The organism is Achromobacter anxifer (assembly GCF_903652925.1).
In the GTDB taxonomy this organism is placed as follows: Bacteria; Pseudomonadota; Gammaproteobacteria; order Burkholderiales; family Burkholderiaceae_B; genus Achromobacter; species Achromobacter anxifer.
This window is the reverse complement of the sequence record NZ_CAHLAR010000004.1, coordinates 199,689-223,139: the sequence shown is the minus strand read 5'-3', so window position 1 is coordinate 223,139 and position 23,451 is coordinate 199,689. Positions and strand designations below refer to the sequence as shown.

Annotated in this window: 23 protein-coding genes; 6 read left to right on the top strand and 17 right to left on the bottom strand. The window is 66.2% G+C overall.

All coding sequences use genetic code 11. The annotated features are described in order from the left end of the window. Positions 1-45: 45 nt before the first annotated feature. Together HWY37_RS14100 and nudC are read right to left on the bottom strand one after the other, a co-directional pair. Complete coding sequence (locus HWY37_RS14100; RefSeq protein ID WP_175205590.1) at positions 46-555, bottom strand: winged helix DNA-binding protein; 510 nt, start codon at positions 553-555, stop codon at positions 46-48. Positions 556-691: 136 nt separating this feature from the next. Continuing rightward, complete coding sequence (gene nudC, locus HWY37_RS14095) at positions 692-1,462, bottom strand: NAD(+) diphosphatase (RefSeq protein WP_175205589.1); 771 nt, start codon at positions 1,460-1,462, stop codon at positions 692-694. A gap of 281 nt (positions 1,463-1,743) precedes the next feature. Here nudC and HWY37_RS14090 point away from each other — a divergent pair, with 281 nt between their 5' ends. The 4 genes from HWY37_RS14090 to HWY37_RS14075 all read left to right on the top strand — a co-directional run bounded on the left by HWY37_RS14090 (position 1,744) and on the right by HWY37_RS14075 (position 5,931). Then, positions 1,744-2,718: a TRAP transporter substrate-binding protein gene (locus HWY37_RS14090; protein WP_175205588.1), complete on the top strand. Its 975-nt coding sequence runs from the start codon at positions 1,744-1,746 to the stop codon at positions 2,716-2,718. 7 nt (positions 2,719-2,725) lie between these two features. Continuing rightward, a complete protein-coding gene (locus HWY37_RS14085) occupies positions 2,726-3,226 on the top strand; it encodes a TRAP transporter small permease (protein ID WP_175205587.1) in 501 nt (166 codons plus the stop codon). Beyond that, complete coding sequence (locus HWY37_RS14080; RefSeq protein ID WP_175205586.1) at positions 3,219-4,520, top strand: TRAP transporter large permease; 1,302 nt, start codon at positions 3,219-3,221, stop codon at positions 4,518-4,520. Before HWY37_RS14085 ends, HWY37_RS14080 begins: the two co-directional genes overlap by 8 nt. Before the next feature lie 340 nt (positions 4,521-4,860). Then, positions 4,861-5,931 (top strand): porin, encoded by a 1,071-nt coding sequence (locus HWY37_RS14075; protein WP_175205585.1) that lies wholly within the window; start codon positions 4,861-4,863, stop codon positions 5,929-5,931. 44 nt (positions 5,932-5,975) lie between these two features. Here HWY37_RS14075 and HWY37_RS14070 read toward each other — a convergent pair whose 3' ends face one another. The 13 genes from HWY37_RS14070 to HWY37_RS14010 form a co-directional block, all read right to left on the bottom strand. Then, complete coding sequence (locus HWY37_RS14070; RefSeq protein WP_175205723.1) at positions 5,976-6,683, bottom strand: ABC transporter ATP-binding protein; 708 nt, start codon at positions 6,681-6,683, stop codon at positions 5,976-5,978. A 4-nt stretch (positions 6,684-6,687) separates the two neighbouring features. Continuing rightward, positions 6,688-7,410 carry an ABC transporter ATP-binding protein gene (locus tag HWY37_RS14065; protein WP_175205584.1) on the bottom strand — a complete coding sequence of 241 codons (723 nt, stop codon included), beginning with the start codon at positions 7,408-7,410 and terminating at the stop codon, positions 6,688-6,690. After that, the gene (locus tag HWY37_RS14060) at positions 7,391-8,380 is read right to left on the bottom strand and encodes a branched-chain amino acid ABC transporter permease (RefSeq protein WP_176088879.1); all 990 of its coding nucleotides are present in this window, start codon (positions 8,378-8,380) and stop codon (positions 7,391-7,393) included. The genes HWY37_RS14065 and HWY37_RS14060 overlap by 20 nt, the downstream gene beginning before the upstream one ends. 1 nt (position 8,381) lies before the next feature. After that, entirely contained in the window at positions 8,382-9,233 is an 852-nt protein-coding gene (locus HWY37_RS14055) for a branched-chain amino acid ABC transporter permease (RefSeq protein WP_175205582.1), read from the bottom strand. A gap of 48 nt (positions 9,234-9,281) precedes the next feature. Next, complete coding sequence (locus tag HWY37_RS14050) at positions 9,282-10,529, bottom strand: ABC transporter substrate-binding protein (protein WP_175205581.1); 1,248 nt, start codon at positions 10,527-10,529, stop codon at positions 9,282-9,284. 263 nt (positions 10,530-10,792) lie between these two features. Beyond that, complete coding sequence (locus tag HWY37_RS14045) at positions 10,793-11,599, bottom strand: putative hydro-lyase (RefSeq protein ID WP_176088878.1); 807 nt, start codon at positions 11,597-11,599, stop codon at positions 10,793-10,795. Between the two features lie 107 nt (positions 11,600-11,706). Next, positions 11,707-12,612 (bottom strand): LysR family transcriptional regulator, encoded by a 906-nt coding sequence (locus tag HWY37_RS14040; RefSeq protein ID WP_176089083.1) that lies wholly within the window; start codon positions 12,610-12,612, stop codon positions 11,707-11,709. An 84-nt stretch (positions 12,613-12,696) separates the two neighbouring features. After that, the gene (locus HWY37_RS14035) at positions 12,697-14,040 is read right to left on the bottom strand and encodes an amidase (RefSeq protein WP_176088877.1); all 1,344 of its coding nucleotides are present in this window, start codon (positions 14,038-14,040) and stop codon (positions 12,697-12,699) included. A gap of 84 nt (positions 14,041-14,124) precedes the next feature. Then, the gene (locus HWY37_RS14030; RefSeq protein WP_175205578.1) at positions 14,125-14,808 is read right to left on the bottom strand and encodes a DUF2848 domain-containing protein; all 684 of its coding nucleotides are present in this window, start codon (positions 14,806-14,808) and stop codon (positions 14,125-14,127) included. 71 nt (positions 14,809-14,879) lie between these two features. Beyond that, positions 14,880-16,163: a TRAP transporter large permease gene (locus HWY37_RS14025; RefSeq protein WP_175205577.1), complete on the bottom strand. Its 1,284-nt coding sequence runs from the start codon at positions 16,161-16,163 to the stop codon at positions 14,880-14,882. Then, the gene (locus tag HWY37_RS14020) at positions 16,160-16,780 is read right to left on the bottom strand and encodes a TRAP transporter small permease subunit (protein ID WP_175205576.1); all 621 of its coding nucleotides are present in this window, start codon (positions 16,778-16,780) and stop codon (positions 16,160-16,162) included. Before HWY37_RS14020 ends, HWY37_RS14025 begins: the two co-directional genes overlap by 4 nt. Before the next feature lie 315 nt (positions 16,781-17,095). Continuing rightward, entirely contained in the window at positions 17,096-18,142 is a 1,047-nt protein-coding gene (locus HWY37_RS14015; protein ID WP_175205575.1) for a TRAP transporter substrate-binding protein, read from the bottom strand. A gap of 422 nt (positions 18,143-18,564) precedes the next feature. Next, positions 18,565-19,470 (bottom strand): LysR family transcriptional regulator, encoded by a 906-nt coding sequence (locus HWY37_RS14010; RefSeq protein WP_175205574.1) that lies wholly within the window; start codon positions 19,468-19,470, stop codon positions 18,565-18,567. A gap of 85 nt (positions 19,471-19,555) precedes the next feature. Between HWY37_RS14010 and HWY37_RS14005 the strand changes: the two genes are divergently transcribed. Both HWY37_RS14005 and fabV read left to right on the top strand, forming a co-directional pair. Further along, entirely contained in the window at positions 19,556-20,515 is a 960-nt protein-coding gene (locus HWY37_RS14005; RefSeq protein ID WP_176088876.1) for a DMT family transporter, read from the top strand. Positions 20,516-20,612: 97 nt separating this feature from the next. Continuing rightward, on the top strand, positions 20,613-21,803 hold the full coding sequence (gene fabV / locus HWY37_RS14000) for an enoyl-ACP reductase FabV (RefSeq protein WP_175205572.1): 1,191 nt from the start codon (positions 20,613-20,615) through the stop codon (positions 21,801-21,803). 8 nt (positions 21,804-21,811) lie between these two features. Here the strand turns inward: fabV and serB are convergent, their stop codons facing one another. Continuing rightward, positions 21,812-22,525: a phosphoserine phosphatase SerB gene (gene serB / locus HWY37_RS13995; protein ID WP_175205571.1), complete on the bottom strand. Its 714-nt coding sequence runs from the start codon at positions 22,523-22,525 to the stop codon at positions 21,812-21,814. Positions 22,526-22,538: 13 nt separating this feature from the next. Then, a complete protein-coding gene (locus HWY37_RS13990; protein ID WP_175205570.1) occupies positions 22,539-23,447 on the bottom strand; it encodes a LysR substrate-binding domain-containing protein in 909 nt (302 codons plus the stop codon). Positions 23,448-23,451 lie beyond the last annotated feature (4 nt).

Below are 23,451 nucleotides of genomic sequence, written 5' to 3'. Positions count from 1 at the left end.
CAAAGGTACGCCGCGGCGCCTGAGGCCGCGCGCGGGTAAACGGAATCAGAGGGAGGTGGCCGCGCGGGCGGCCTGGTCGTACAGGCCGGACAAGGCGCGCAGCGTGTGCGCCAGCTGGCGGCTGTATTCCAGCCCGCCTCCGCCCGGCGCGTCCAGGCCGGCGGTCAGGCATTGCTCACGGATCTCGGCGTAGCGCTTGAGGATGGCCGCGCCATCCTCGGTCACGCTGTAGAAGACTTCCTTGCTGCTGCGCTCGCCCTGCACCACGCCCAGGCGTTCCAGCTTCTTCAGCGCGTAGCTGACGATGTGCGTGTCCTCGACATTCAGCGTGAAGCAGATGTCCGCCAGTTTCTTGGGCCGCTGTCGGTGATAAACGTGATGGAACACCATCACGTCCGTGGGCGTCAGGTCCGGCAGGCCGGCCGCCGCCATGCAACGCACCGTCCAGCGGTCGAAGGCATGGCTGGCAATCATCAGACCGAATTCCACTTCGGAAAGGTCGGGCGCGCTGCCGCCGGCCAGATGGGCCGACGACGCAATCAAAGCAGGTGTCATGGGAGACGCAAGCCGAGTTTATCTGATCGAAATACTAATAATTTATCTATATTTCATCAATAAAAAATAACAACCAGACAAAGAAAATGCCCTCTTTCGAGGGAATACCCCTAGGCAAATCCAGAAGAAGCCGCGATTAAGGCGCCGACCAACCCATGGGCAGATTGGCCCGGATCAGCCAACCGGCAACGGAAATGCGCGGCGCGATCTCGGGCATGGCGTCGCCCGGCCCGAACCAGCGCGCGTCGGCGATCTCGTCTTCCTGGACGCGGATCTCGCCGGACACATAGTCCGCCGTGAACGCGACCATCAGCGAATGCGGGAACGGCCAGGACTGGCTGCCGAAGTACTGCAGGTTGCCGACCTTCAGGCCGACTTCCTCGTGGACCTCGCGGTGGATAGTCTGCTCGATGCTTTCGCCGGGCTCCACGAAACCCGCAAGCGCCGTATAGCGCGAAGTGGCGGTCGTGGTGTGGCGCGCCAGCAGGATGCTGTCGCCCTTGCGGATCAGCACCATCATGGCGGGAGAAATGCGCGGGTAGGCCGAGAAACCGCATTGCGGACAACGCATGCAGAACTCGGTCTGCAGGCGTTCCGGCGGCGTGCCGCAGACGCCACAGAATTTGTGCGTGCGCGCCCATTCCGCGATCTGGTAGGCGCGGCCGGCCAGCGCCATGCTCTCGTCGTCCAGCACGCCGAACAGCGAGCGCAGCTTCTTGAACGCATAGCCCTTGGGCGCGTCCATGCCCGGCTCGACGTGCACCGTGCGGTACGGCGAGCCCGGCAATGTCCAGATCGGTTGCAAGGCCGCGGGCGCCAGACCTATCTGTGCGCACAAGGCAGTGTCCGGCAATACGCTGGACTCTTCTTCAACCAACAACTCATCGCGACGAAAAACGAAATTCACACAGGCCTCGGCACCTTGCTTTCGATAGCGCAATGTTAGAAGAAAAACGGCCGGCCGAATGCGCCACCGCGGCAAGCTGCGCAAAGATTGAACCCTCAATCATCCGGGATGCTGGAGCCTGTTAGGAATAACCCGTAAAGAGGCCATTTCGCGCGCTGGCGCGCCCCGGTGCAACTTAGAATGGCACGGCTTTTCAGCTGCGCGTCATTGCCGCAGCCCTCTCTTTTCGCAATGCCTATCGGGCACAACCCGGCTTCACCATACGCAAAGAAGGACCACCCATGCACAAGAAAATCTCCCTGCTCGCCGGCACTATCGTCCTGGCGTTCAGCGCGGGCGCACAGGCCCAGACCAAATGGGATCTGCCCAGCGCCTACCCGGCCAGCAACTTCCACGTCGAGAACCTGACTTCGTTCATCAAGGACGTAGACACGCTGTCCGAAGGCAAGCTGAAGATCACGCTGCACAACAACGCTTCGCTGTACAAGGCGCCCGAGATCAAGCGCGCCGTGCAGGGCAACCAGGCCCAGATCGGCGAAATCCTGCTGACCAACTTCGCCAACGAAGACCCTATCTACGAACTGGACGGCCTGCCCTTCCTGGCCACCGGCTATGACGCTTCGTTCAAGCTCTACCAGGCGCAGAAGCCCTTCCTCGAAAAGAAGCTGAACTCGCAGGGCATGACGCTACTGTACGCCGTGGCGTGGCCGCCCCAGGGCATCTTTGCCAACCGCGACATCAAGCAGGTCGCGGACATGAAGGGCCTGAAGTGGCGCGCCTACAGCCCCGTGACCGCGAAGATCGCCGAGCTGGTCGGCGCGCAGCCAGTCACCGTGCAGCAGGCAGAGCTGGCGCAGGCGCTGGCCACCGGCGTGATCGACTCGTACATGTCGTCGGCTTCCACCGGCTACGACACCAAGACCTACGAGTACATCAAGAAGTTCTACGACACCCAGGCCTGGTTGCCGAAGAACGCCGTGATCGTCAACAAGAAGGCGTTCGACGCGCTCGATCCGGCCACGCAAGCCGCCTTGAAGAAGGCCGGCGCGCAAGCCGAGGAACGCGGCTGGAAGCTGTCGCAGGAAAAGAACAAGTGGTATCAGGAAGAACTGGCCAAGAACGGCATGGAAACGATCAAGCCCACGGTCGAGCTGAAGGAAGGCCTGTCCGTCATCGGCAAGCGCATGCTGGACGACTGGCTGAAGAAGGCCGGCGCGGACGGCCAGGCCATGATCGACGCCTACAAGAAGCAGTGATATCCCCATGCGCCGCTTTCTAGATGGTCTATACGGCGCGGCCGGCCTGCTGGCCGGCCTGTGCACGATCGGCGTCCTGGTGTCGGTGCTGGCCGCGATCATCGCGCGCCAGCTCAGCATGAACATCCCCGGCACGGACGCCTATGCCGGGTACTTCATGGCCGCCGCCGGCTTCCTGGCCCTGGCCAGCACGTTCAAGCACGGCGAGCACATCCGCGTGACGCTGCTGTTGAATTCGCTCAAGCCCGCGGCAAGCCGCAAGTTGGATATCTTCGCCCTGGCGGTCGGCTGCCTGCTTGCCGCCGCCTTCGCATTCTTCAGCATCAAGCTGACCTACGACTCCTGGCAGTTCAACGACATCTCCACGTCCAACGACGCCACGCCGCTCTGGATTCCCCAGCTCAGCATGGCCGTGGGCACGGTGCTGTTCCTGGTCGCCCTGATCGACGAGCTGATCCGACGCTCACGCGGCATCTCCGCCGCCACTTCGCAGCAAACCCATGAATGAACTTCTCGTCATAACCCTATTGGTCGTCTCGATCTTCGCGCTGCTGGGCTGCGGCGTCTGGGTCGGCCTGACCCTGGCGGGCACCGCCTGGATCGGCATGGAGATCTTCTCCAGCCGGCCGGCCGGCGACGCCATGGCCGTCACCATCTGGGGCGCGTCCTCCAGCTGGACGCTGACCGCCCTGCCCCTGTTCCTGTGGATGGGTGAAATCCTGTTCCGCACGCGCCTGTCGGAAGACCTGTTCAAGGGGCTCGCCCCCTGGCTCAACCGTCTGCCTGGCCGGCTGCTGCACACCAACGTGATCGGCTGCGCCATCTTCGCGGCGGTCTCGGGCTCATCCGCGGCGACCTGCGCAACGGTCGGCAAAATGACCATCCCCGAGCTGACACGCCGCGGCTATCCCGAGGACAAGATCCTGGGCACGCTGTCGGGAGCCGGCACGCTGGGCCTGCTGATTCCGCCGTCCATCATCATGATCGTGTACGGCGTGGCGGCGGACGTCTCCATCGCCAAGCTGTTCATCGCGGGCATCGTGCCAGGCATCCTGCTGGCCCTGCTGTTCATGGGCTACATCGCCTGGTGGGCGATCCGCAATCCCGGCCAGGTGCCGGCGGCGGATCCCGGCCTGTCGTTCATGCAAAAACTGTCGCGTTCGCGGCACCTGATCCCGGTGATGCTGCTGATCGGCGCGGTGCTGGGTTCCATCTATACCGGCATCGCCACCGCCACCGAGGCGGCGGCGGTCGGCGTGGTCGGGGCGCTGATACTGTCGGCGCTGCAGGGCTCGCTCAACCGCTCCACCTTCATGCAGTCGCTGCTGGGCGCGACCCGGCTGTACTGCATGATCGCGCTGATCCTGGCGGGCGCGCAGTTCCTGACGCTGGCGATGGGCTATATCGGTCTGCCGCGGGCGCTGGCCGAATGGATCGGCGGACTGGGCCTGTCGCAGTTCGGCCTGATCATGGCGCTGATGGTGTTCTTCATCGTCCTGGGCTGCTTCCTGGACGGCATTTCCATCGTCGTGCTGACCATGGGCGTGCTGTTGCCCACGGTGCAGGCCGCCGGCATCGACCTGATCTGGTTCGGCATCTTCATCGTGTTCGTTGTAGAAATGGCACAAATCACGCCGCCGGTCGGGTTCAACCTGTTCGTGCTGTCCGGCATGAGCGGCAGGGAATTGCCCTACATCGCGCGCGCCTCGCTGCCGATGTTCTTCCTGATGATCCTGGCCGTGCTGCTGCTCTATGCCGTGCCTGGCATCGCCACGTGGCTGCCTCTGCACATGACGCTGTAGGCTCGCCGCAACGCCAAAAAGCCCCGTTCCCGGAACGGGGCTTTTTTTTGGACCCGCGCGCCCCGGCGATGTGGGGACTTCCTGTTTTCGCTTCCTGTAAACCAGGGAAAACGCCAAAAAAATCCGAGTCCCGCTCGCGCCCCAGTTTTTTTAGAATTCCCAGGCGTCGATAAATTGCAATATTACGGCGTGTATGTGCATATGCGGCCAACGCCCGGACCCGCGCTTACCAGAAGCGTCGGCGCTGCGGCCCAGCGCCTGGCAATCCGCCAGGCGCAACCAGCCGGGCCAAAAGCCCGGCGCGACTAAAAAATAGCGCTACCCAGGAGGAGCCCCCCGCATGAAACGCATCACAGCATCCCTCGCCCTTGCCGGCCTGGGCTTGGCCGCCGGCGCGGCCCAAGCCGAAACCAGCGTCACGCTCTACGGCATCGCCGACGTCAGCATCCGCTACCTGAGCACCAGCGCAGGCAGCGTCGGCCAGGACGGCAGCCGCGTATCGATGGAAAACGGCGCCATCTCCAACAGCCGCTGGGGCCTGCGCGGCTCGGAAGATCTCGGCGACGGCAACCGCGCCTTCTTCCGCCTCGAAAACGGCTTCAACATGCAGAACGGCCGTGGCTCGGACCCCGCCAAGACCTTCAGCCGCCTGGCCTACCTCGGCCTGGACGGCGGCAAGCTCGGCGCCCTGACCCTGGGCCTGCAGAACACTCCGATGTTCGACCTGCTGGCCGACTACTTCGACCCGCTGACCGTGGGCAACTACGACCAGAACGCCTGGCTGCCCGCCGCCATGTCGCGCGTGCGCACCAACAACATGACCAAGTACTCCAACACCATTGGAGACCTGGCGTTCGTGCTGTCCTGGGCCAACGGCGAAGACTGGAAGGACCACAAGGCCGGCCAGCAATACGGCGCCAGCTTGCGCTACACCGTCGGCCAGCTGGGCCTGGGCGCTGCCTACCAGCAGACCTACGCGGGCTCCGATTCCGATCTGCGCCAGCGCGTCTGGAACCTGAACGCGTCCTATCAGTTCGACGGCGCCAAGGTGTTCGCCGGCTACTTCAACGGCCGCGACGAAACCGGCTGGGTCAACGCCGTCATGGGCGGGACCACCACCGCCAATCTGGACCGCAAGGACAACGGCTACTTCGCCGGCGTCACCTGGCAAGCCACGCCGCGCTGGGCCATCACAGGCGCCGCCTACTACGACCAGAGCAAGAACATCGTCGTGGACGGCGACAAGGGCAAGCGCTACGCGCTGGTCGCCGTGGCCGAATACTCGCTGTCCAAGCGCTCGCAGGTGTACGGCACCGTGGACTGGAACAAGGTCAGCGACGCCGCCACGGGCGAAATCGCCGGCAAGACCAACCAGGTCGGCGCCGCAGTGGGCTTCCGCCACATCTTCTGATGGCACGGCGGGCCGGACGCGCACCGCGTCCGGCGCCCGTCGCCTTACATCCCCAGATACGCCTTGCGCACTTCGTCCGAGGCCGCCAGTTCCGCGGCCTCGCCCGACAGCGCCACGCGGCCGCTTTGCATCACGTAGGCGCGCGCCGCGACTTCCAGCGCCTGCGCCATGTTCTGCTCCACCAGCAGCACCGACAAGCCGTCGTCCCGGTTCAGCGCCGCCAGCGCGTCGAACACCTGTTCGACCAGCAATGGCGACAGGCCCAGACTAGGTTCGTCGATCAACAGCAGGCGCGGGCCGCTCATCAGCGCGCGGCCGATGGCCAGCATCTGGCGTTCGCCCCCTGACATGGTGCCGGCCAGCTGCGCCCGGCGTTCCTTCAGGCGCGGAAACAAGGCATACACGCGCTCCAGACGCTCGGCATAGACCCGTTCGTCTCGCACGGTATAGGCCCCCAGGCGCAGGTTCTGCTCCACGGGCTGGCGCGCGAACACGCGCGCGCCTTCGGGAATCATGGAGATGCCCTGGGTCACCAGCCTGTCCGGCGGCGTGCCGGTAATGTCGCGGCCTTCGAAATAGACCCGGCCTCCCTTGGGCTTGACCGAGCCCACGATCGCCATCAGGGTGCTGGACTTGCCCGCGCCGTTGGCGCCAAGCAGGGCCGCGATTTCGCCCGGCCGCACTTCCAGCGACAAGCCGCGCACCGCCTGCACGCCGCCATAGGCCACGCTCAGGTCCTCGACTTTCAGCATCGCATCAGGCACGGTGCTTTCTCCCCAGATAGGCTTCGATCACGGCGGGATCGCGCACGATGTCCTGCGGCGCGCCTTCGGCGATCATCTGCCCGAAGTTCAGCACCAGCACCCGCTGGGCCAGGCGCATGACCACTTCCAACACGTGCTCCACGATGATGAGCGTGACGCCGGACGCATGGATGCCGCGCAGGATCTCGGCCAGCGCGATGGCCTCTGCCGGGTTCAGGCCGCCCGCCACCTCGTCCAGCAGCAGCATGCGTGGCTCGGTCGCCAGCGCGCGCGCCAGTTCCACCCGCTTCTGCCCCGCCACGTTCAGTTCGGCGGCCCTGACGTCGGCGCGCTCGGCCAGCCCCACCAGTTCCAGCACCCGCGCGGATTCGCGGCGCGCGTCCGGCAGACGCGGATGGCGCAGCAGCGCGCCAACCATGGCATTCTCCAGCACCGTCATCTGGCCGAAGCTGCGTGGAATCTGGTAGGTGCGCACCAGCCCCATGGCCGCAACCTGTTCGGGCCGGCGTCCGATCATGGACTGGCCGTCGAAAGTCACCGTGCCCGAGGTGGGCTCGTGATGCCCCACCAGGCCGTTGAACAGCGTGCTCTTGCCCGCGCCGTTGGGGCCGATGATGGCGACGATCTCGCCGGCGTCGACCGACAGCGAAATGTCCTTGTTCGCGACCAGGCCGCCGAATTGCTTGGTCAGGTTCTTAACGTCCAGCAGAGCCACGACGCCTCCTCAATGTCACCAGCCCACCGGGCAGGAACAGCGTGACCAGCAGAATGGCCAGGCCAAAGATCAGCAGGTCCAGGCCCAGGCCTGAACTGCCCCACAGCACCCGCGTGCCCTCGGACAGGGGCAGCAGCACCGCCGCGCCCAGCCACGGGCCGATCAGCGTGCCGACGCCGCCCAGGATGGTCACCAGCACCACCTGCACCGACATCGTCAGGTTGAACATCGACTCCGGATCGATGAAGCCCACATACATGGCGAAGAAGCCGCCCCAGACGCCGGTCATGCCGGCGGACATCACGAACGCCAGCATCTTGTAGCGGTCCGCCGGCACACCCAGGCTGCGTGAAGCCGCCTCGTCGCCGTTGATGGCGCGCCAGTAGAAGCCGGTCTTGGAATGCACCAGGAAAAAGGTGGCGCAAAAGGTCAGGAATGCCAGGCCCACGGCGATCCAGTAGTACGGCACCTTGCTTCGGAACAGCAACATCCAGGCCGCATCGCCGATGGGCGCCTCCAGGCCCACCGCGCCGCCCGCCCAGTCCCAGTTGATCATCAGCAGCAGGCCGATCTGCAGCAGCGCGATGGTGGCCATGGCGAAGTAGTGCCCGGACAGCCGCAGCGTGGGCCCGCCGACCAGCCAGGCCAGTGCCGCGCTGATCAGGCCGCCCAACGGGATGCCCAGCAGCGGCGTGAGTTTCAGGTGGTGCAGCAGCAGCAGGGTCGTGTAGCCCCCTACCCCCACGAACACGCTGTGGCCGAAGGAAATCCGGCCCAGGAAGCCCCCGACCAGGTTCCAGCACGCGCCGAGCGCGCCGAACATGATCGCCAGCAGCAGCACCTGCAGGGTGAATGCATCCTTCACCACCAGCGGCACCAGGGCCATCAGGATGGCGGCCACGGCGGCCGCCGCTACCGGCCATTTGGATACGCCGGCGGATGCGGCGTCGAGTTTGCGAGTGTCGTTCATCTCACCACCGCCCGAACAGGCCGCGCGGCCGATACCAGAGAACCAGGATGAACAGGATGAAGACGCTCACCGTCTTCAGCGCCGGCGCGACGAAGTAGCCGGTCATGGCCTCGATGATCCCGATCAGGATGCCGGCGATGAAGGCGCCTGGCAGCGAACCGAAGCCACCCATGCACACCGCCACGAACGCCAGCAGGCCGAATACCGTGCCCACCGAAGGGAACACGTAGAAGAACGTGGTCAGCAAGGCGCCGGCCAGGCCCACCGCGGCGCTGCCCAGCATCCAGACCTGGGCGTTGACCCGGTCGGGCGAAATGCCCACCAGGGCCGCCACCTGGCGGTCCTCGGCCACCGCCTGCAAGGCGTGGCCCCAGCGCGTGCGGTACACCAGCACGAACAGCGCCGCCACCACCACCAGCGCAATCAGGCCGGTCACGACCTGTGGCCGGCCCAGCGATATGCCGGCCAGCGTGACGCTGCCCGACACCAGAGTGTCCGGCAGGCTGCGGTAGTCGGGACTGAAGGCGATGAAGGCGATCTGGCGCAATACCAGTCCCAGGCCGAAGGTGGCCAGGATGACGGCCATCGCCGGCCCCTTCTGCAGGCGCCGGATGATCAGCGCATAGGTCAGGAAGCCGACGAAGGCGAGCGCAATGGCCACCAGCGGCGCCGAAAGCGTGGGGTCGATGTGGCCCAGCGTATAGAGCCAATAGGCGGCATACATGCCCAGCATCAGGAACTCGCCGTGGGCGAAGTTGATGACGTCGGTAATGCCCCAGATCAGCGCCAGCCCCACCGCCACCGCGGCATAGATCAGGCCATTGAACAGGCCTGCCGAGAGAGCTTCAAACATGGAGTGCTCCTGCGGCGGGCCCCGCGGCCCGCCGTGTCGGATAGCGGTTTACTTCCAGGCAAACGGCAACGTGGGCAGGCTCTTGTCCGTGCGGTATTTTTCCGGCCACACCGTCTGGTAGGACGCGCCCTTCAGTTCCAGGATCAGGCCCGAGCCCTTGGTGTTCTGGCCCTTGGCGTCAAACTGCACGCCGGCCCAGGGCATGGCGACCTGCGCTTCGCCCAGGTCGGTGGCGACCAGCGCCTTGCGGATGGCCTCGGGATCGGTCGAGCCGGCCCGGTTGATCGCGTCGGCCAGCACCAGCACGCCCTGCATCGAGCGCGCGTTGTTGCCGTTCAGGTCCTTGCCCGTCTTGGCCTTGTACATGTCGTTGATCTTCTTCAAGCCCGCCTTGGAGGCGGCGACGTCATTGCCCCAGACGTCGCGCGTCAGCACGCCCTGCACCTGCGGCCCCACCTCCTGCACGAAGCGCGAATCGATGAAGCCCGCGTCGTTGGCCAGCAGCACCGGCGGCGCGTACTTGCTTTCGCGCATGGTGCGCACGAACAGCATGGCGTCCGAGGTATAGCTGGCGAAGATCGCCACGTCAGCCTTGGCGGCGGCCAGCTTCTGCACTTCCGCCGTCACCGAGGCCGAACCCGCGCTATAGGCAATGTTGGCCACCAGCTCGCGCTTGTACTGCTTGGCGAACTTCTCCACGGCCTTGTAGGTGTTCACGCCGAAGTCGGTGTTCTCGTACACCACCGCGATCTTGGCGGTCGGCACGGCCTTCACGCCGTCCAGGAACTGCATCATGTTCTCGACGAAGGTGTCGTCGTTGGGCGAGGTGCGGAAGAACCACTTGTAGCCGCGCTCGGTCAGGTCCGGGCTGCTGGATTCGCCGTTCACGTAGGGAATGCCGCGCTGCTCGGCGATACGGCTGGCCGTCTTGGTCACAGCCGATTGGTAGGCGCCTGTCAGGGCCACCACCTTTTCCTGGTCGATCAGGCGCTGGGCGTCTGCCAGGCCCACCTCGGGCTTGCCCTGGGAATCGCCGAACACCACTTCGATCTTGGCGCCGCCCAGGCCGGGCAGCCCGCTGCCCGCCGCCAGGGGAATACCCTCAAGCTCGGGATGCGGGTTGTTGATGATCTCGACCGCCAACTCCACGGCCGCCTTGATCTCCGCCCCTGTCGACGCCAAGGCGCCGGACAGCGGATAGATCGCGCCGATGCGCACCGCCTGTTGCGCCTGGGCAGGCACGGCGGTCATCAGCGCCAGACTCGCGGCGACACCCGCTATGAGCTTCATCTTCATAACTAGACTCCTGGATTGATCCGGCTAGGTGTGAAAGCACTGCAAGTACGCGGGCTTCGGCGGCACTCCCCGCAGGAAATGCGCCGGCTCGCGGCGTCACGAAGCCCTCCGGCAAGCCGGAAGGCTCCAGATTCAAAGCGTTGTCGCCATTTCCCCTTGTCCTGTGATGGATCGTTTTGGTGGCACAACCGGTACAGCTACACGATTAAGACTTCTTACCCGCTTCCCGCTTACGCACGACTGATAAGCCGGGAACGGAGCGGTCAGAACACCGCCATCCTGCTGTTGATGAGATCCGTGACCAGCATGTGGCCCGGCGCGTGGGTAATGCAGAACTCCGGCCGGACCGCGGCGACCACGGACTGCGGCGTCACGCCGCAAGCCCAGAACACCGGCATCTCGCCCTCCCGGATTTCCACGGGATCACCATAGTCCGGGCGGTTGATGTCGGCAATCCCGATCAACGCGGGGTCGCCGATATGCACCGGCGCGCCATGGACCGAGGGAAAACGCGAAGTCACCTGGATGGCGCGGATCGCGTCGGCGGCCTTCAAGGGACGCATGGAAACAACCAGCGGCCCGCTGAAGACGCCCGCGGCGTGGGTCGGGATGCTGGTGCGGTACATGGGCACGTTGCAACCCTGCTCGATGTGGCGCACCGGCAGGCCGTTGTCCAGCATCGCTTCCTCGAACGAGAACGAGCAGCCGATCAGGAACGACACCAGATCGTCGCGCCAGATATCGCGCACGTCGGTGGGCTCGGCCACCAGTTCGCCGTTCTTCCAGACCCGGTAGCGCGGAATGTCGCTGCGGATGTCGATGTCCTGGCCCAGTTCCGGCAAGGAGGGATCGCCCGGCTCGGACATGGCCAGCAAGGGACAGGGCTTGGGGTTGCGCTGGCAGAAGTGCAGGAAGTCCGCGGCCAGCGCGCGCGGAAGGATGGCCAGGTTGGCCTGGACGTGGCCGGGCGCCAGGTTGGCGGTGGGGCCGGTGAGCTTGCCGCTACGTGCGTCCAGACGCGCCTGCCGGGCCAATTCCACGCTGGCGCGCGCTGCGGATTTCGTGTCCATGTGCTTCCCTCTGAAGGCAATATCGATATGCGGACATTGCACAGGAAGCGCGTGCCAGCGTCCAATCACATGTTGCGATAGACCCCGATCAAGATTATTTATCAGGGTTAAGCCGGATGGCGCAACGCCTCTTCGCGCGCAATCTGCTGCGCCGCCTCCGCCACGGCGCGCGGCACCTGGCTGTCCGGCCCCTGCATCCAGCAGGCGGTGTAATGCAGCGGCGGCAGCACCGGCGCCTTGACGTCCAGGACGCGCAAGTCGCCCCGCGCCAGTTCCTGGCGCAGGATGACGGGCGCGATCACCGCGGTGCCGATGCCGTCTTGCGCCATCCGCACGATGACGCTCAGCGCCGAACTGCCATACATGCGCGGTGCTTCCACGCCGGCCTGTTGCAGCAGCTGGCGCACGGCGCGGTGAGGATCCGTCGTGGAGGGATAGGTGATGACCGGCCACTGCGCCAACCGCTTGAGCGGGATGGGCTGGCGTCCGACCTTGAGCTTGGGGCTGGCCAGCCAGCTCAGGGGATAGTTGCAAAGATACAGGTTCTCGATCCGAGGATCCTCCATCGGTCCCAGCAGAAATGCCAGGTCGATCTGGCGCGAGGCCAGTTGAGTCTTCAGCACGGTGGTCGTGTCCACCTGGATCTCGACCATCAGCGCCGGATAGGCATCGTGCAGGTATTCCATCAGCGTCGGCAGCCAGGTGTGGACGATGGTTTCCGACACGCCCAGCCGGAGCATCCCGCTCATCACGCTCTTGGCGCGCGCCGCCTCCTGCATGTCGCGCCGCATCTGCAGCATGCGCTCGGCATGCGACAGCAGTTCGCGTCCCTTGCCCGTCAGCTTGATGCCGCGGGTGTCGCGGTCGAACAGGCGCACGCCCAGGTCCGTTTCCAGCGAGGCGATGCGCTGGGAAATTGCCGGCTGGGTGGCGTTGAGCTTCTCGGCCGCGGCCCGGAACCCGCCCAGGGTGGCAACCCAGAAGAACGTTTCGATATTGCGCAGATCGATCATGGCGGCGGCGTCCGGCTGTGCAGCCGCCATCTTAGCCCCCGGGGCGGGAAGGCGGCTGCCGCCCGCCCCGGTCCGGCGTTACCGTCAGGCGTACAGCGCTTCCACCGCCAGGCCGATGCCCAGGATGCGGCGGTCCGTGCCGTTGCTGCCCGCGATCATCAGCCCCACCGGCGCCGTTCCCGACGCGTGGCAAGGCAGCGACAAGGCGCAGCCATCCAGGAAATTGATCAGCGTGGGGTTGCGCAGGATCAGGCCATTGGCCGCGTAGTAGGCCTCGTCGGAAGCTTGCAGGTCGGCGACGGCCGGCGCCACGATGGGCGTGGTCGGCATGATCAGGGCGTCGTAGCCGGCGATGCGGCGATCCACCGCCGCAACCCAGGCTTCGCGCGCGTCCAGCAGGTCCAGGTAGTCGGCCGCGCTCATGTCCTTGCCGCGCATGATGCGCGACACCACGCGCGGATCGTAGCGCTTGCCGGCGCGGGCGATCAGGTCGCGGTGCCAGGCCCAGGCCTCGGCGGCGGTGAAGCCGCCCTTGGCGTTGATGCCGGCCAGCTCGGCGAATTCCGGAATCGCGATCTCTTCGACCAGGGCGCCGGCCTCCTTCAGGCGGCTGACCGCGGCCGCGAAGCTGTCGGCGACGTGCTTGTCCATGGCGTCCAGGGCCAGCGTGGTCGGAATGGCCAGGCGCAGGCCGCGCAGGGTCGCGGCTTCCGGCACCGGACCGCCGTCGCCGGACAGGATGGCGTCCAACTCGGCGCAGCAGCGCACGCTGGCGGCGATGGGGCCGATGGAGTCCAGGTTGGCCGACAGGGGCAGCACGCCTTCCATGGAAACGCGCCAGGCGCTGGGCTTGAAGCCCGTCAGGCCGCAGAGCGCGGCCGGAATGCGCACGGAACCGCCGGTGTCCGAGCCGATGGCCGCGGCCGACATGCCGTCGGCGACGGACACGGCCGCGCCCGAGGACGAGCCGCCGGGGATGCGGCCGGTGGCGCGGTCGTAGGGGTTCAGGGGCGTGCCGTAATGGGGGTTGATGCCCAGGCCCGAATAGGCGAATTCGGTCATGTTGGTGCGGCCGATGATGACCGCGCCCGCGGCGATCAGGCGGCGCACGACTTCGGCGTCGGCATCAGCCGCCGGTTCGCCTTCGCGGGCCACCGAGCCGGCCATCGTGGTCTCGCCTTCGACGTCGAAGAGATCCTTGATGCTGATGGGCAGGCCTTCGATGGCCGAACGCACGATGCCGGCGGCGCGCAGCGTGTCGGAAGCCTGGGCTTGCGCGAGCGCGGACTCGGCGTACAAACGGGTGAACGCGCGCGCGCCCTCGCCCGCCTCGTCCTGGGCGCGGGCCAGCGCCGCCTGGGTCAGCTCCACGGAGGTGCTGCGGCCCTCTTGCAGGGCCAGGGTCAGATCATTCAGAGTCGCAACCATAATCATCCTAGTGCCGCCTTGCGGCTTGTATGCAAACGGGCGCGCCCCTGGGGCGCGCCTGGCGATCGGCGCCGGGGGCCGGAATCAGGCCACTACCGGAAGCGTCTCGACATGATAGCGGTGGCGCAGGCTGCGCTGGCGCCGCGGATCATGCAATTCCATGGTGAAGTCGGCCGCGGCGCGGATGCCGCCGATCGCGCCCACCGTGCCGCAGGTCATGCCCGCGCCTGCCGGCAGCACCGTGGCGCCGCCGGTGTAGCCGGCGATCAGGTCCTGCGGCGTGCGCAGCGACGCCAGCGGGCCTTCCTGGTACAGCACTTCCACGCCGTTCTCGACGATGTAGGAACGGATGATCAGCTCATCCCAGTAGTCCGCCACATCGGCCAGGCGCCAGGCGCTGGCGGCCACGGGCTTGACGCAGACCTGCTTGGACATCGCCACGCTGTAGGTTTCCAGCTTGCGGTCGGTATGGTCGGAGGCGATGCTGACGTACATTTCGCCGTCCACGGAGAACACGAAGGTCTCGACTTCGCCCGAGGAGTCCTCGCCCAGGGCTTGCACGGTCTCGGCCTGGGTCAGCTGGTTGTCGGCGATGCGGTAGTACAGCGGCACGCTGCTGGGACGCGGCACGCCGATGGCGGCCAGCTCTTCGATGTGGTGCTCGATCGCGGCCATGTCGCGGCCGGCCCAGCCGGCGACGATCAGGGTGTTGAACTCGACTTCCACCTGGCGCGGCTGCGAGTCTTCGATCTGGAATACGGCTTTCATGTCTGTCCTGCGGAAATAGGAGGTGAAGGACGCGGCGGCTGGCCGCGTCCGGAGTGTCTAAGGAATAAAGGTCAGCCGAACACGCGCGGCAACCACAGCGCCACGTCCGGCCAGAAGGCCAGCAGGGCCAGCATCACGAACATGGCCAGCACGAACGGCAGGCTGCCGACGATGACCGCGCTCATGGAACCGCTCTTGCGCAGGCTCTGCACCACGAACAGGTTCAGGCCCACGGGCGGCGTGATCAGGGCGGCTTCTACCAGGATGATGATGACGATGCCCAGCCAGATCGGGTCGAAACCCAGGCCGATCATGATGGGCGCCACGATGGGGATGGTCGTGATCATCATGGACAGCGTTTCCATGAAGCAGCCCAGCACCAGGTAGAAAATCACCACGATCAGCAGCATCCAGCCCGGCGACAGGCCCAGGCCGGTGATCGACTTGGTCAGCGCGTCGGTCAAGCCGGTGGCGGACATGACGAAGTTCAGGAAGCTGGCCGCCACCACGATCAGCATGATCATGGCGGTGGAACGCATGGTGCCTTCCATGACCTCGCGCAGCATCGACCAGGTCAGGCGGCGGAACCAGGCCGCCAGGATGAAGGCGCCCAGCACGCCCAGCGCGGCTGCCTCGGTCGGCGTGGCCAGGCCGGCATAAATGGAGCCCACCACCAGGAAGAAGATCCCCATGGGCGGCGCCAGGTGCACCAGGCTGGCAAAGCGCTGGCCCCAGGTGGCCTGGATCTTCTTGCCGCCCCACGACGGCTTGGCGACGCAGGCAATGACCACCGTCAGCATGAACAGCGCGGCCATCGCGAAGCCCGGGATGATGCCGGCCAGGTACAGCTTGGGCACCGAGGAATTCGTCAGCACGCCATAGATGACCAGGTTGATCGAAGGCGGAATCAGAATGCCCAGGGTGCCGCCCGCGGCCAGGCTGCCCAGGAACAGCGGCTCGTTGTAGCCGTACTTGCGGATCTGCGGGATCGCCACGGTGCCCACCGTCGCGGCGGTCGCCACGCTGGAGCCCGAGGTGGCGGAGAACAGCGTCGACGCGCCGATGTTGGCGTGCATCAGCCCGCCCGGCAGCCACGACAGCCACAGGCTCATCGCGCCGTACATGCGTTCGGCGAAACCTGCGCGCAGCAGCACTTCGCCCAGCATGATGAACAGCGGAATCGCCACCAGCAGGAACTCGTTGTTGGTGCTCCACGAGACTTCGCCGATGGCGCGCGTCAGCGGCAACATCGAGAACAGCGGGTCCAGGATCAGGCCCAGCACGCCCAGCGCCGCGCCCACCGGAATGGACAGGCCGATCAGCACCAGTAGCAGAATCAATGCGGTGGAAATCATGCGGCCTCTCCCTTCACCATGCGCTCGCCGGCGGCGGCTTCCTCGTCGGCCTCTTCCTGCGCCGAACGCACGCCGCAAATGCTCTTGACCAGCTCGATGTCGCCCGTGACCAGCGCGGCCGAGGCGCGCGCCAGCATCAGCGCGACGGTGACGCACATCCAGGCGAGACCCAGCGCCCACAAGCCCTGCGGAATCCACAAGGGCGTGGCCAGCGGCGTATTGGCGGCGGATTTCTGCCCCCAGGAGGTCTGCACAACCTCGAACGCGTAATAAGTCAGGTACACCATGAAGACCGACAGGGCCACCATGGAAATCCAGTCCAGCACGGCCGCGACGCGCACCGGCATGTACTGGTAGACCACGTCCACGCGCACGTTGGCGCGCTGCAGCGTGGCAAACGCCAGCGCCCACGAGGTGCTGATGGCGAAGGCATAGCTGGACAGCTCGTCCGCCCCGCCGGTGGTGAAGCCCAGGAACTTGCGGGCCAGCACATCAAACGAAATCAGCAGCACGCTGGCCACCGTCAAGCCGCCGCCGGCCCACACGGCCCAGCGCGAGAAATGCTCGGCGCGCCGCAAGAGCCCGCCGAGCAGGCGGAAGTGTTCAGATTGAGTCATAAGTAAAACCTTTGCAGGACCAGGCAAACATCGCCGCCCCTGCTATTAACGAACGATCCCATAGGGATGTCACGAAGCCAGCTATGCCATCTGCAGCAACTCCTCCCAATCGGGGTGCCACGAAGCCGGCCATGCCGATCTGCAGCGACTCCCCCTCGATCGGGATGCCGCGGATCCGGCTCTGCCGGTCCGCAGGCATGCCCCCCGGGGGGAAGCGCGGAGCGCTTCGGGGGGAGTCCACCTTGCGGATCCGGCTCCGCCGGTCCGCAGGCATGCCCCCCCGGGGGGGAAGCGCGCAGCGCTTCGGGGGGGGTATTACTTCATAGCGGTCAGACCCAGCGTCTTGCCGACGGTGGCGTTGAAGTCCTTCACGCACTGGGCCGAGCAGCGCGCGGCCCACTTGGGCAGCACCGCTTCTTCGGTGACTTTCTTCAGCAAGGCGCGGTCGGCGTCGGAGGGCTGGACCAGGACCATCTTGCCCTTGACCGGGAACGGGCAAGCGGCGGCGCCGGTGTTGCAGTCGTAGCCTTCCTGGGTCTGGCGCGCGGCGGCGTCCCAGATGTTGTCGACCAGGGTCTTGATGTTGGTCTGCAGGAACGTGCGGACCTTGGGATCGAGCTTGTCCCAGGCCTTCTGGTTCACGGCGTGGATCTGCTGGTTCCAGTTGATCGGCAGCGCGACCAGGTGCGTCGACACCTCATACCACTTGGCCGAGTAGCCGGACAGCGAACCCGTGATGGCGCAATCCACCACCTTGTTCTGCAGCGCGGGCACGACTTCGCCGAAGGCCATGGTCACGCTGGAGCCGCCCAGCGCCTCGACGAACTCTGCGGTAGTGCGGCTGCTGGTGCGCACCTTCTTGCCCTTGATGTCGGCCAGGCCCTTGATTTCGGCGTTGCAGAACAGCACCTGGGCGGGATAGGTCGAAATGCCCAGCAGCTTGACGTTGTTGCCCTCGCCGTACAGCTTGGCGTAGACGGGCTCGAACGCGTCGGTCACGGCGCGCGCGGTCTTGACGTCCGGCGCCAGGCCGGCCAGGTCGATCGCTTCGTTGATGGGGTTGTCGCTGGCGAAGTAAGCCAGCGTGGCGGTGCCGAACTCGACCACGCCTTGCGACATCAGGCGCAGCAGCTCGGGGCCCTTGAGGCCCATTTCATTGAAGCCCTTGATGTCGGCCGTCACCTGGCCCTTGGACAGCTCGGGAATGGTCTTGGTCCAGAACGGCTTTTCGTAATCGTTGTAGGCAGTCAGGTTGCTCAGGCCGCCCACGACCTTCAACTGGGTCTTGGGCAGATCCTGCGCCTGGACGGCGCCGGCCAGCAGGCTGGCAGCGACGGCGGCGAAAACTAGCGACTTCTTCATGGACAAAACTCCTAGCTGGCGGGATGGTATGCCGCGCGCAGGATCCCGTTATCCTGGCTACGCGCGGATGGCAATCGGAAATTCTGTAGGTCAGCCGCGCAGTGGCGGACGCGCCGCCTGCACGGCATGGCTTGCCGCCCGGGTCTGGGAATGGGACATACGCTGGTTCATGCTTTCCCCCGCTTTAGGCATCCAGGCGATCGTTATTGATTTGCCGCCATTGCAGCCGCCGGGGCGCGGAGCGTCCAATCGTATGTTGCGATACGGGGGTATAAATTTTTCTTGGGTCTCGTTGCGGTGGCGTGTCACATTTCGCGCAAACGACGCGGGGCTGCGGCTTTGCGGGCAGCGGGGTCAGCCCGGCCAGGGTGCTTTCAAGCCCTGGGCCAGACCGTCTCCCCCACACTTGCTGGGGTAAACACCTACAGCAGCACGCCGTCTCCGGCCTGCTCCGCCACCTTCTGCGCCATCTGCGCGATGACGCGCACGGCGTGGCTATCGGGCCCTTGCACCCAGGTGGCCGTGAAACTCAGTTCGGGCAGCGGATCGGCCTCCACCCGCAGGATGCGCAACTCGCCGCGCGCCAGCTCCTTGCCCAGGAACACCGGCGCGATGACGCTGGTGCCGATCGCATCCTGGGTCATGCGCACCACCATCGACATCGACGCGCTGCCGTACATGCGCGGCGAATTCACGCCGGCCCGCGTCAGCATGTCGCGCACGACGCGATAAGGCGCGCTATTGGACGGATACGTGATGATGGGCAGCTTGCCGATGCGCTCCAGGGTCAGCGGCTCCGGCCCCAGGTCCAGCAAGGGACTGGCCACCCAGGCCAGCGGATAGGTGCACAACGGCAGGTTCTCGACCCGCGCTTCCAGCACCGGCCCCATCAGGAAGGCCAGGTCGATCTGGCGCGACATCAGGTGCGAGCGCAACACGTGGGTCGTGTCGACCTCGATCTCCAGCACCAATGCCGGATAGTTCGCATGGATCAGTTCGATCAGCGTGGGCAGCCAGGTCTGCACGATGGTCTCGGCCACGCCGATGCGCACCGTGCCGCTCATGACGTTCTGCTCGCGCGCGGCCTCGAACATGTCGCGCCGCACCTGCAGCATGCGTTCGGCGTGCGACAGCAGTTCGTGGCCCTTGGCGGTGAGCTTGACGCCGCGCGCCTCGCGCTCGAACAGGCGCACGCCCAGGTCGGCCTCCAGCGAGGCGATGCGCTGCGATACCGCTGGCTGCGTGGTGTTGAGTTTCTCCGACGCTGCGCGAAAGCTGCCCAGCGTGGCTACCCAGAAAAAAGTTTCGATGTTGCGTAGTTCTATCATGAGCCTGTTCCCCCGGCGCGATGAGCGTATCATGTCAGCCGCCTGATGCCCGCAACCCGCGCCCCGAAGATCAAGGAGCTTGTCGATGACCCCGGCCGATAACGGTCGCACGCGCCCTGTAGCGCCCGCCTCCAGTGGCCCGATGATGGGGGTGCTGTTGCTGGTGCTGTCGATGTGGACGCTGTCGTGCCTGGATGCCAGCGGCAAGTGGGTGATGAACGCGGGCGTGCCGCTGCTGGTGCTGTCGTGGTTCCGTTATGCCGTGCACCTGGCGCTGGTGCTGGCCCTGGTGCTGCCGGCGCGCGGACTGGGCGTGCTGCGCAGCAAGAAGCCGCGCGAACAGGTCCTACGGGGCGGGTCCATGTTCCTGGCCACGCTGATGTTCTTCACCACGCTCAGCTACATCCCGCAGGCGGAGGCCACCGCCATCAATTTCCTGGCGCCGCTGCTGGTGCTGTCGGCCGCGCCCTGGATCCTCAAGGAACCCGCGCGCCTCTCGCGCTTCGTGGCCGCGGGCATTGCCTTCATCGGCGTCATCATCGTGATCCGCCCGGGCGGCGGTCTGGATCCCGTGGGCACGGTGTTCGGTCTGCTCACGGCCTGTTGCTTCGCCGTGCAGTTCATCGCCACGCGCCGCGTGGCGGGCGACGATCCCTTCACTTCGCTGATCTGGAGCGGCGCCATCGGCACCCTGTGCCTGACGCTGGCCCTGCCCTTCATCTTGCCGCCCGCCCTGCCCGTCCTGAAGGCGCTGGCGCCGCTGGACTGGATCGTGCTGATCTCCACCGGTATCACCGGCGGCCTGGGCCACCTGTTCCAGATCGCCGCCTACCGCCGCGCGCCCGCTTCCACCCTGGCGCCCTTCGTCTATCTGCAGATCATCAGCGCCACCTCGGTGGGCTGGCTGGTCTGGGGCCATTTCCCGGATCCGCTGACCTGGCTCGGCATCGCCATCATCTGCGCCAGCGGCATCGGCATCGGCCTCATCGAATGGCGCCGCAGCCGGGTCCAGGCCGCGCCGCTGGCGCGCGCCAACGCGCGCTGACCCGCCAGCGCGCCCGGGCCGCCTCCCGTACAATGCGGGTCGCTTTTTGCGCTTTGGCGCATGGGCGATCCAGGCATTCCCCCGATTCGAGGCTCCCATGATCATCAAGCCCCGTGTGCGCGGCTTCATCTGCGTCACCACCCATCCCGCCGGCTGCGCCGCCAACGTCCGCAACCAGATCGACTACGTCAAGGCCCAGGGCCCCATCGCGGGCGGACCGAAGCGCGTGCTGGTGCTCGGCGCATCGACCGGCTATGGCCTCGCCGCGCGGATCAGCGCGGCCTTCGGCTGCGGCGCGCAGACCTTGGGCGTGTTCTTCGAGCGGCCCGGCGACGCGGCCAAGGCAGGCACGCCGGGCTGGTACAACACGGCGGAATTCCACGAGCAGGCCCACGCCGCCGGGCTTTACGCCAAGAGCATCAATGGCGACGCGTTCTCCGACGAGATCAAGCGCAAGACCATAGATCTCATCAAGCAGGACCTGGGCCAGGTCGACCAGGTGATCTACAGCCTGGCCGCGCCGCGCCGCACGCACCCCAAGACCGGGGAAGTCTTCAACTCCACGCTCAAGCCCATCGGCCAGGCGGTGAACCTGCGCGGCCTGGACACCGACCGCGAAGTGGTCAAGGAGTCCGTGCTGGAACCTGCCACCCAGGCCGAGATCGACGCCACCGTGGCCGTCATGGGCGGCGAGGACTGGCAGATGTGGATCGACGCGCTGCTGGAAGCCGGCGTGCTGGCCGAAGGCGCCACCACCACGGCGTTCACCTACCTGGGCGAGAAGATCACCCACGACATCTACTGGAACGGCTCCATCGGCGCGGCCAAGAAGGACCTGGACCAGAAGGTGCTGGAGATCCGCGCCAAGCTGGCCGCGCGGGGCGGCGACGCCCGCGTGTCGGTGCTGAAGGCGGTGGTGACGCAGGCCAGCTCGGCCATCCCCATGATGCCGCTGTACCTGTCGCTGCTGTTCAAGACCATGAAGGAAGCCGGCACGCACGAAGGCTGCATCGAGCAGGTCTACGGGCTGTACCGCGACAGCCTGTGCGGCCCGGCGCCCATCCTGGACCAGGACGGCCGCCTGCGCGCCGACTACAAGGAACTGGACCCCGAGGTGCAGGCGCGCGTGCTCGCGCTGTGGGACAAGGTCACGAACGACAATATCTATGAGCTGACCGATTTCGCGGGCTACAAGCAGGACTTCCTGCGCCTGTTCGGCTTCGAGATCGACGGCGTCGACTACGAGGCCGACACCGATCCCGCCGTGCAGATCCGCGGCCTGGCCTGATCCCGGCGCTAGCGCGCCATCAGCTCCAGCAGGCGGTCCAGGCCGCCTTCGTCGATCGCCACCTTGACCTCCTCGCGCACGGCCGGCTTGGCGCGGTAGCCCACCGACAGGCCGGCGGCGCGCATCATCGGCAGATCGTTGGCGCCGTCGCCCACCGCGATGGCGCGCTCCGGCCCCACGCCCAGCGCCGCGCACACTTCCAGCAGCTTGCGGCGCTTTTCCTCGCCGTCGCAGATGTCTCCCCACGGCTGCGGCAGCAACTGCCCCGTCAAGCGGCCGTCCCGTACTTCCAGCACATTGGCGCGCACGTCGTCCAGGCCCAGGCGCACCCGCAGCCTGTCGGTGAAGCAGGTAAAGCCGCCGGTCACCAGCAGGCAGGTCAGGCCAGCGGCCTTGCACGCGGCGATCAGTGTCTCGGCGCCGGGGTTGATGCGCACGCGCTGCTCGTAGACTTCATCCAGCGCCGCTTCCGGCATGCCCGCCAGCAGCGCCACGCGCTCGCGCAGGCTCTGCTTGTAGTCCTTGATCTCGCCGCGCATGGCGGCCTCGGTCAGCGCTGCGACCTCGGCCTTCTTGCCCATCAGGTCCGCCATCTCGTCCAGCGTCTCGATCGAGATCAGCGTGGAATCCATGTCGAAGGCAATGAGCTTGTAGTCCGTGAGCGCGAGCGGAGGCGCAATGCCGCGCCATTGCAGGCCGGGAATCGTGGAGGCGGAATGCATGAGGGATCCTTGTCTATGCGGTACGGGAGGGGTCGCGCCCTTGCTCGCGCAACCACTCGATGAACAATAGCGCCGAGGCGGCGGCGGGGCCGTCCTGCCGGTACAGCGCATGGATGCCGGCGTTGGGCAGCTGCGGCCCATCGAATAGCGGGCGCAGCCGGTCGGCGCGGATGTCGTCTTCCAGCAGGCACCAGGGTGCCAGCGCGATGCCCAGATCGTTCATGGCGGCCTGTATGCAGAGAAACTGATGGTCGAACACCGGGCCGGGCAACTGCGCCGGCACATCGACCTGGGCCAGCGCGAACCAGCGCGGCCAGTGGTCCATGCCGCCCGCAATCTTCAGCAGCGGATGCCCGAGGCAGTCCGCTGGCGCGGCCAGGCGGTTGCGTTCGATGAAGCGCGGCGAGGCGACCGGCACGTGGAAATCATCCAGGCAGTGCACGCAGGCCAGGTCGGAATGCGCCATGTAGCCATGGCGGATCAGCACGTCGCTGCCGCTATCGCCGCCGCGGTCCAGGAAGGAACGGCCTTGCGTGGTGAGCTGCACGTCTATGCCAGGATGGCGGGCCTGGAACGTGGACAAGCGCGGGATCAGCCATTTCATGGTCAGCGACGGCGTGGCGCAGACACGCAGCACGCCGCCATAGGCGGGCGATTTCAACTTGGCGGTCGCCGCAGCGATGCGTTCCAGGCTGGCCTGGATCTCCGGAAAATACGCCTGGGCGCAAGGCAGCAACGCCACGCCACGCGCCTCGCGCGCGAACAGGGGCTGCCCCACATACTCTTCAAGAATGCGGATCTGCTGGCTGACCGCGCTGTGCGTGATGCTCAGTTCGTCGGCGGCCGCGGTGAAACTGCGCAAGCGCGCCGCGGCTTCGAACACGCGCAAGGCCTTGAGCGGCGGCAGGCTCTGCCCCGCCATCTCA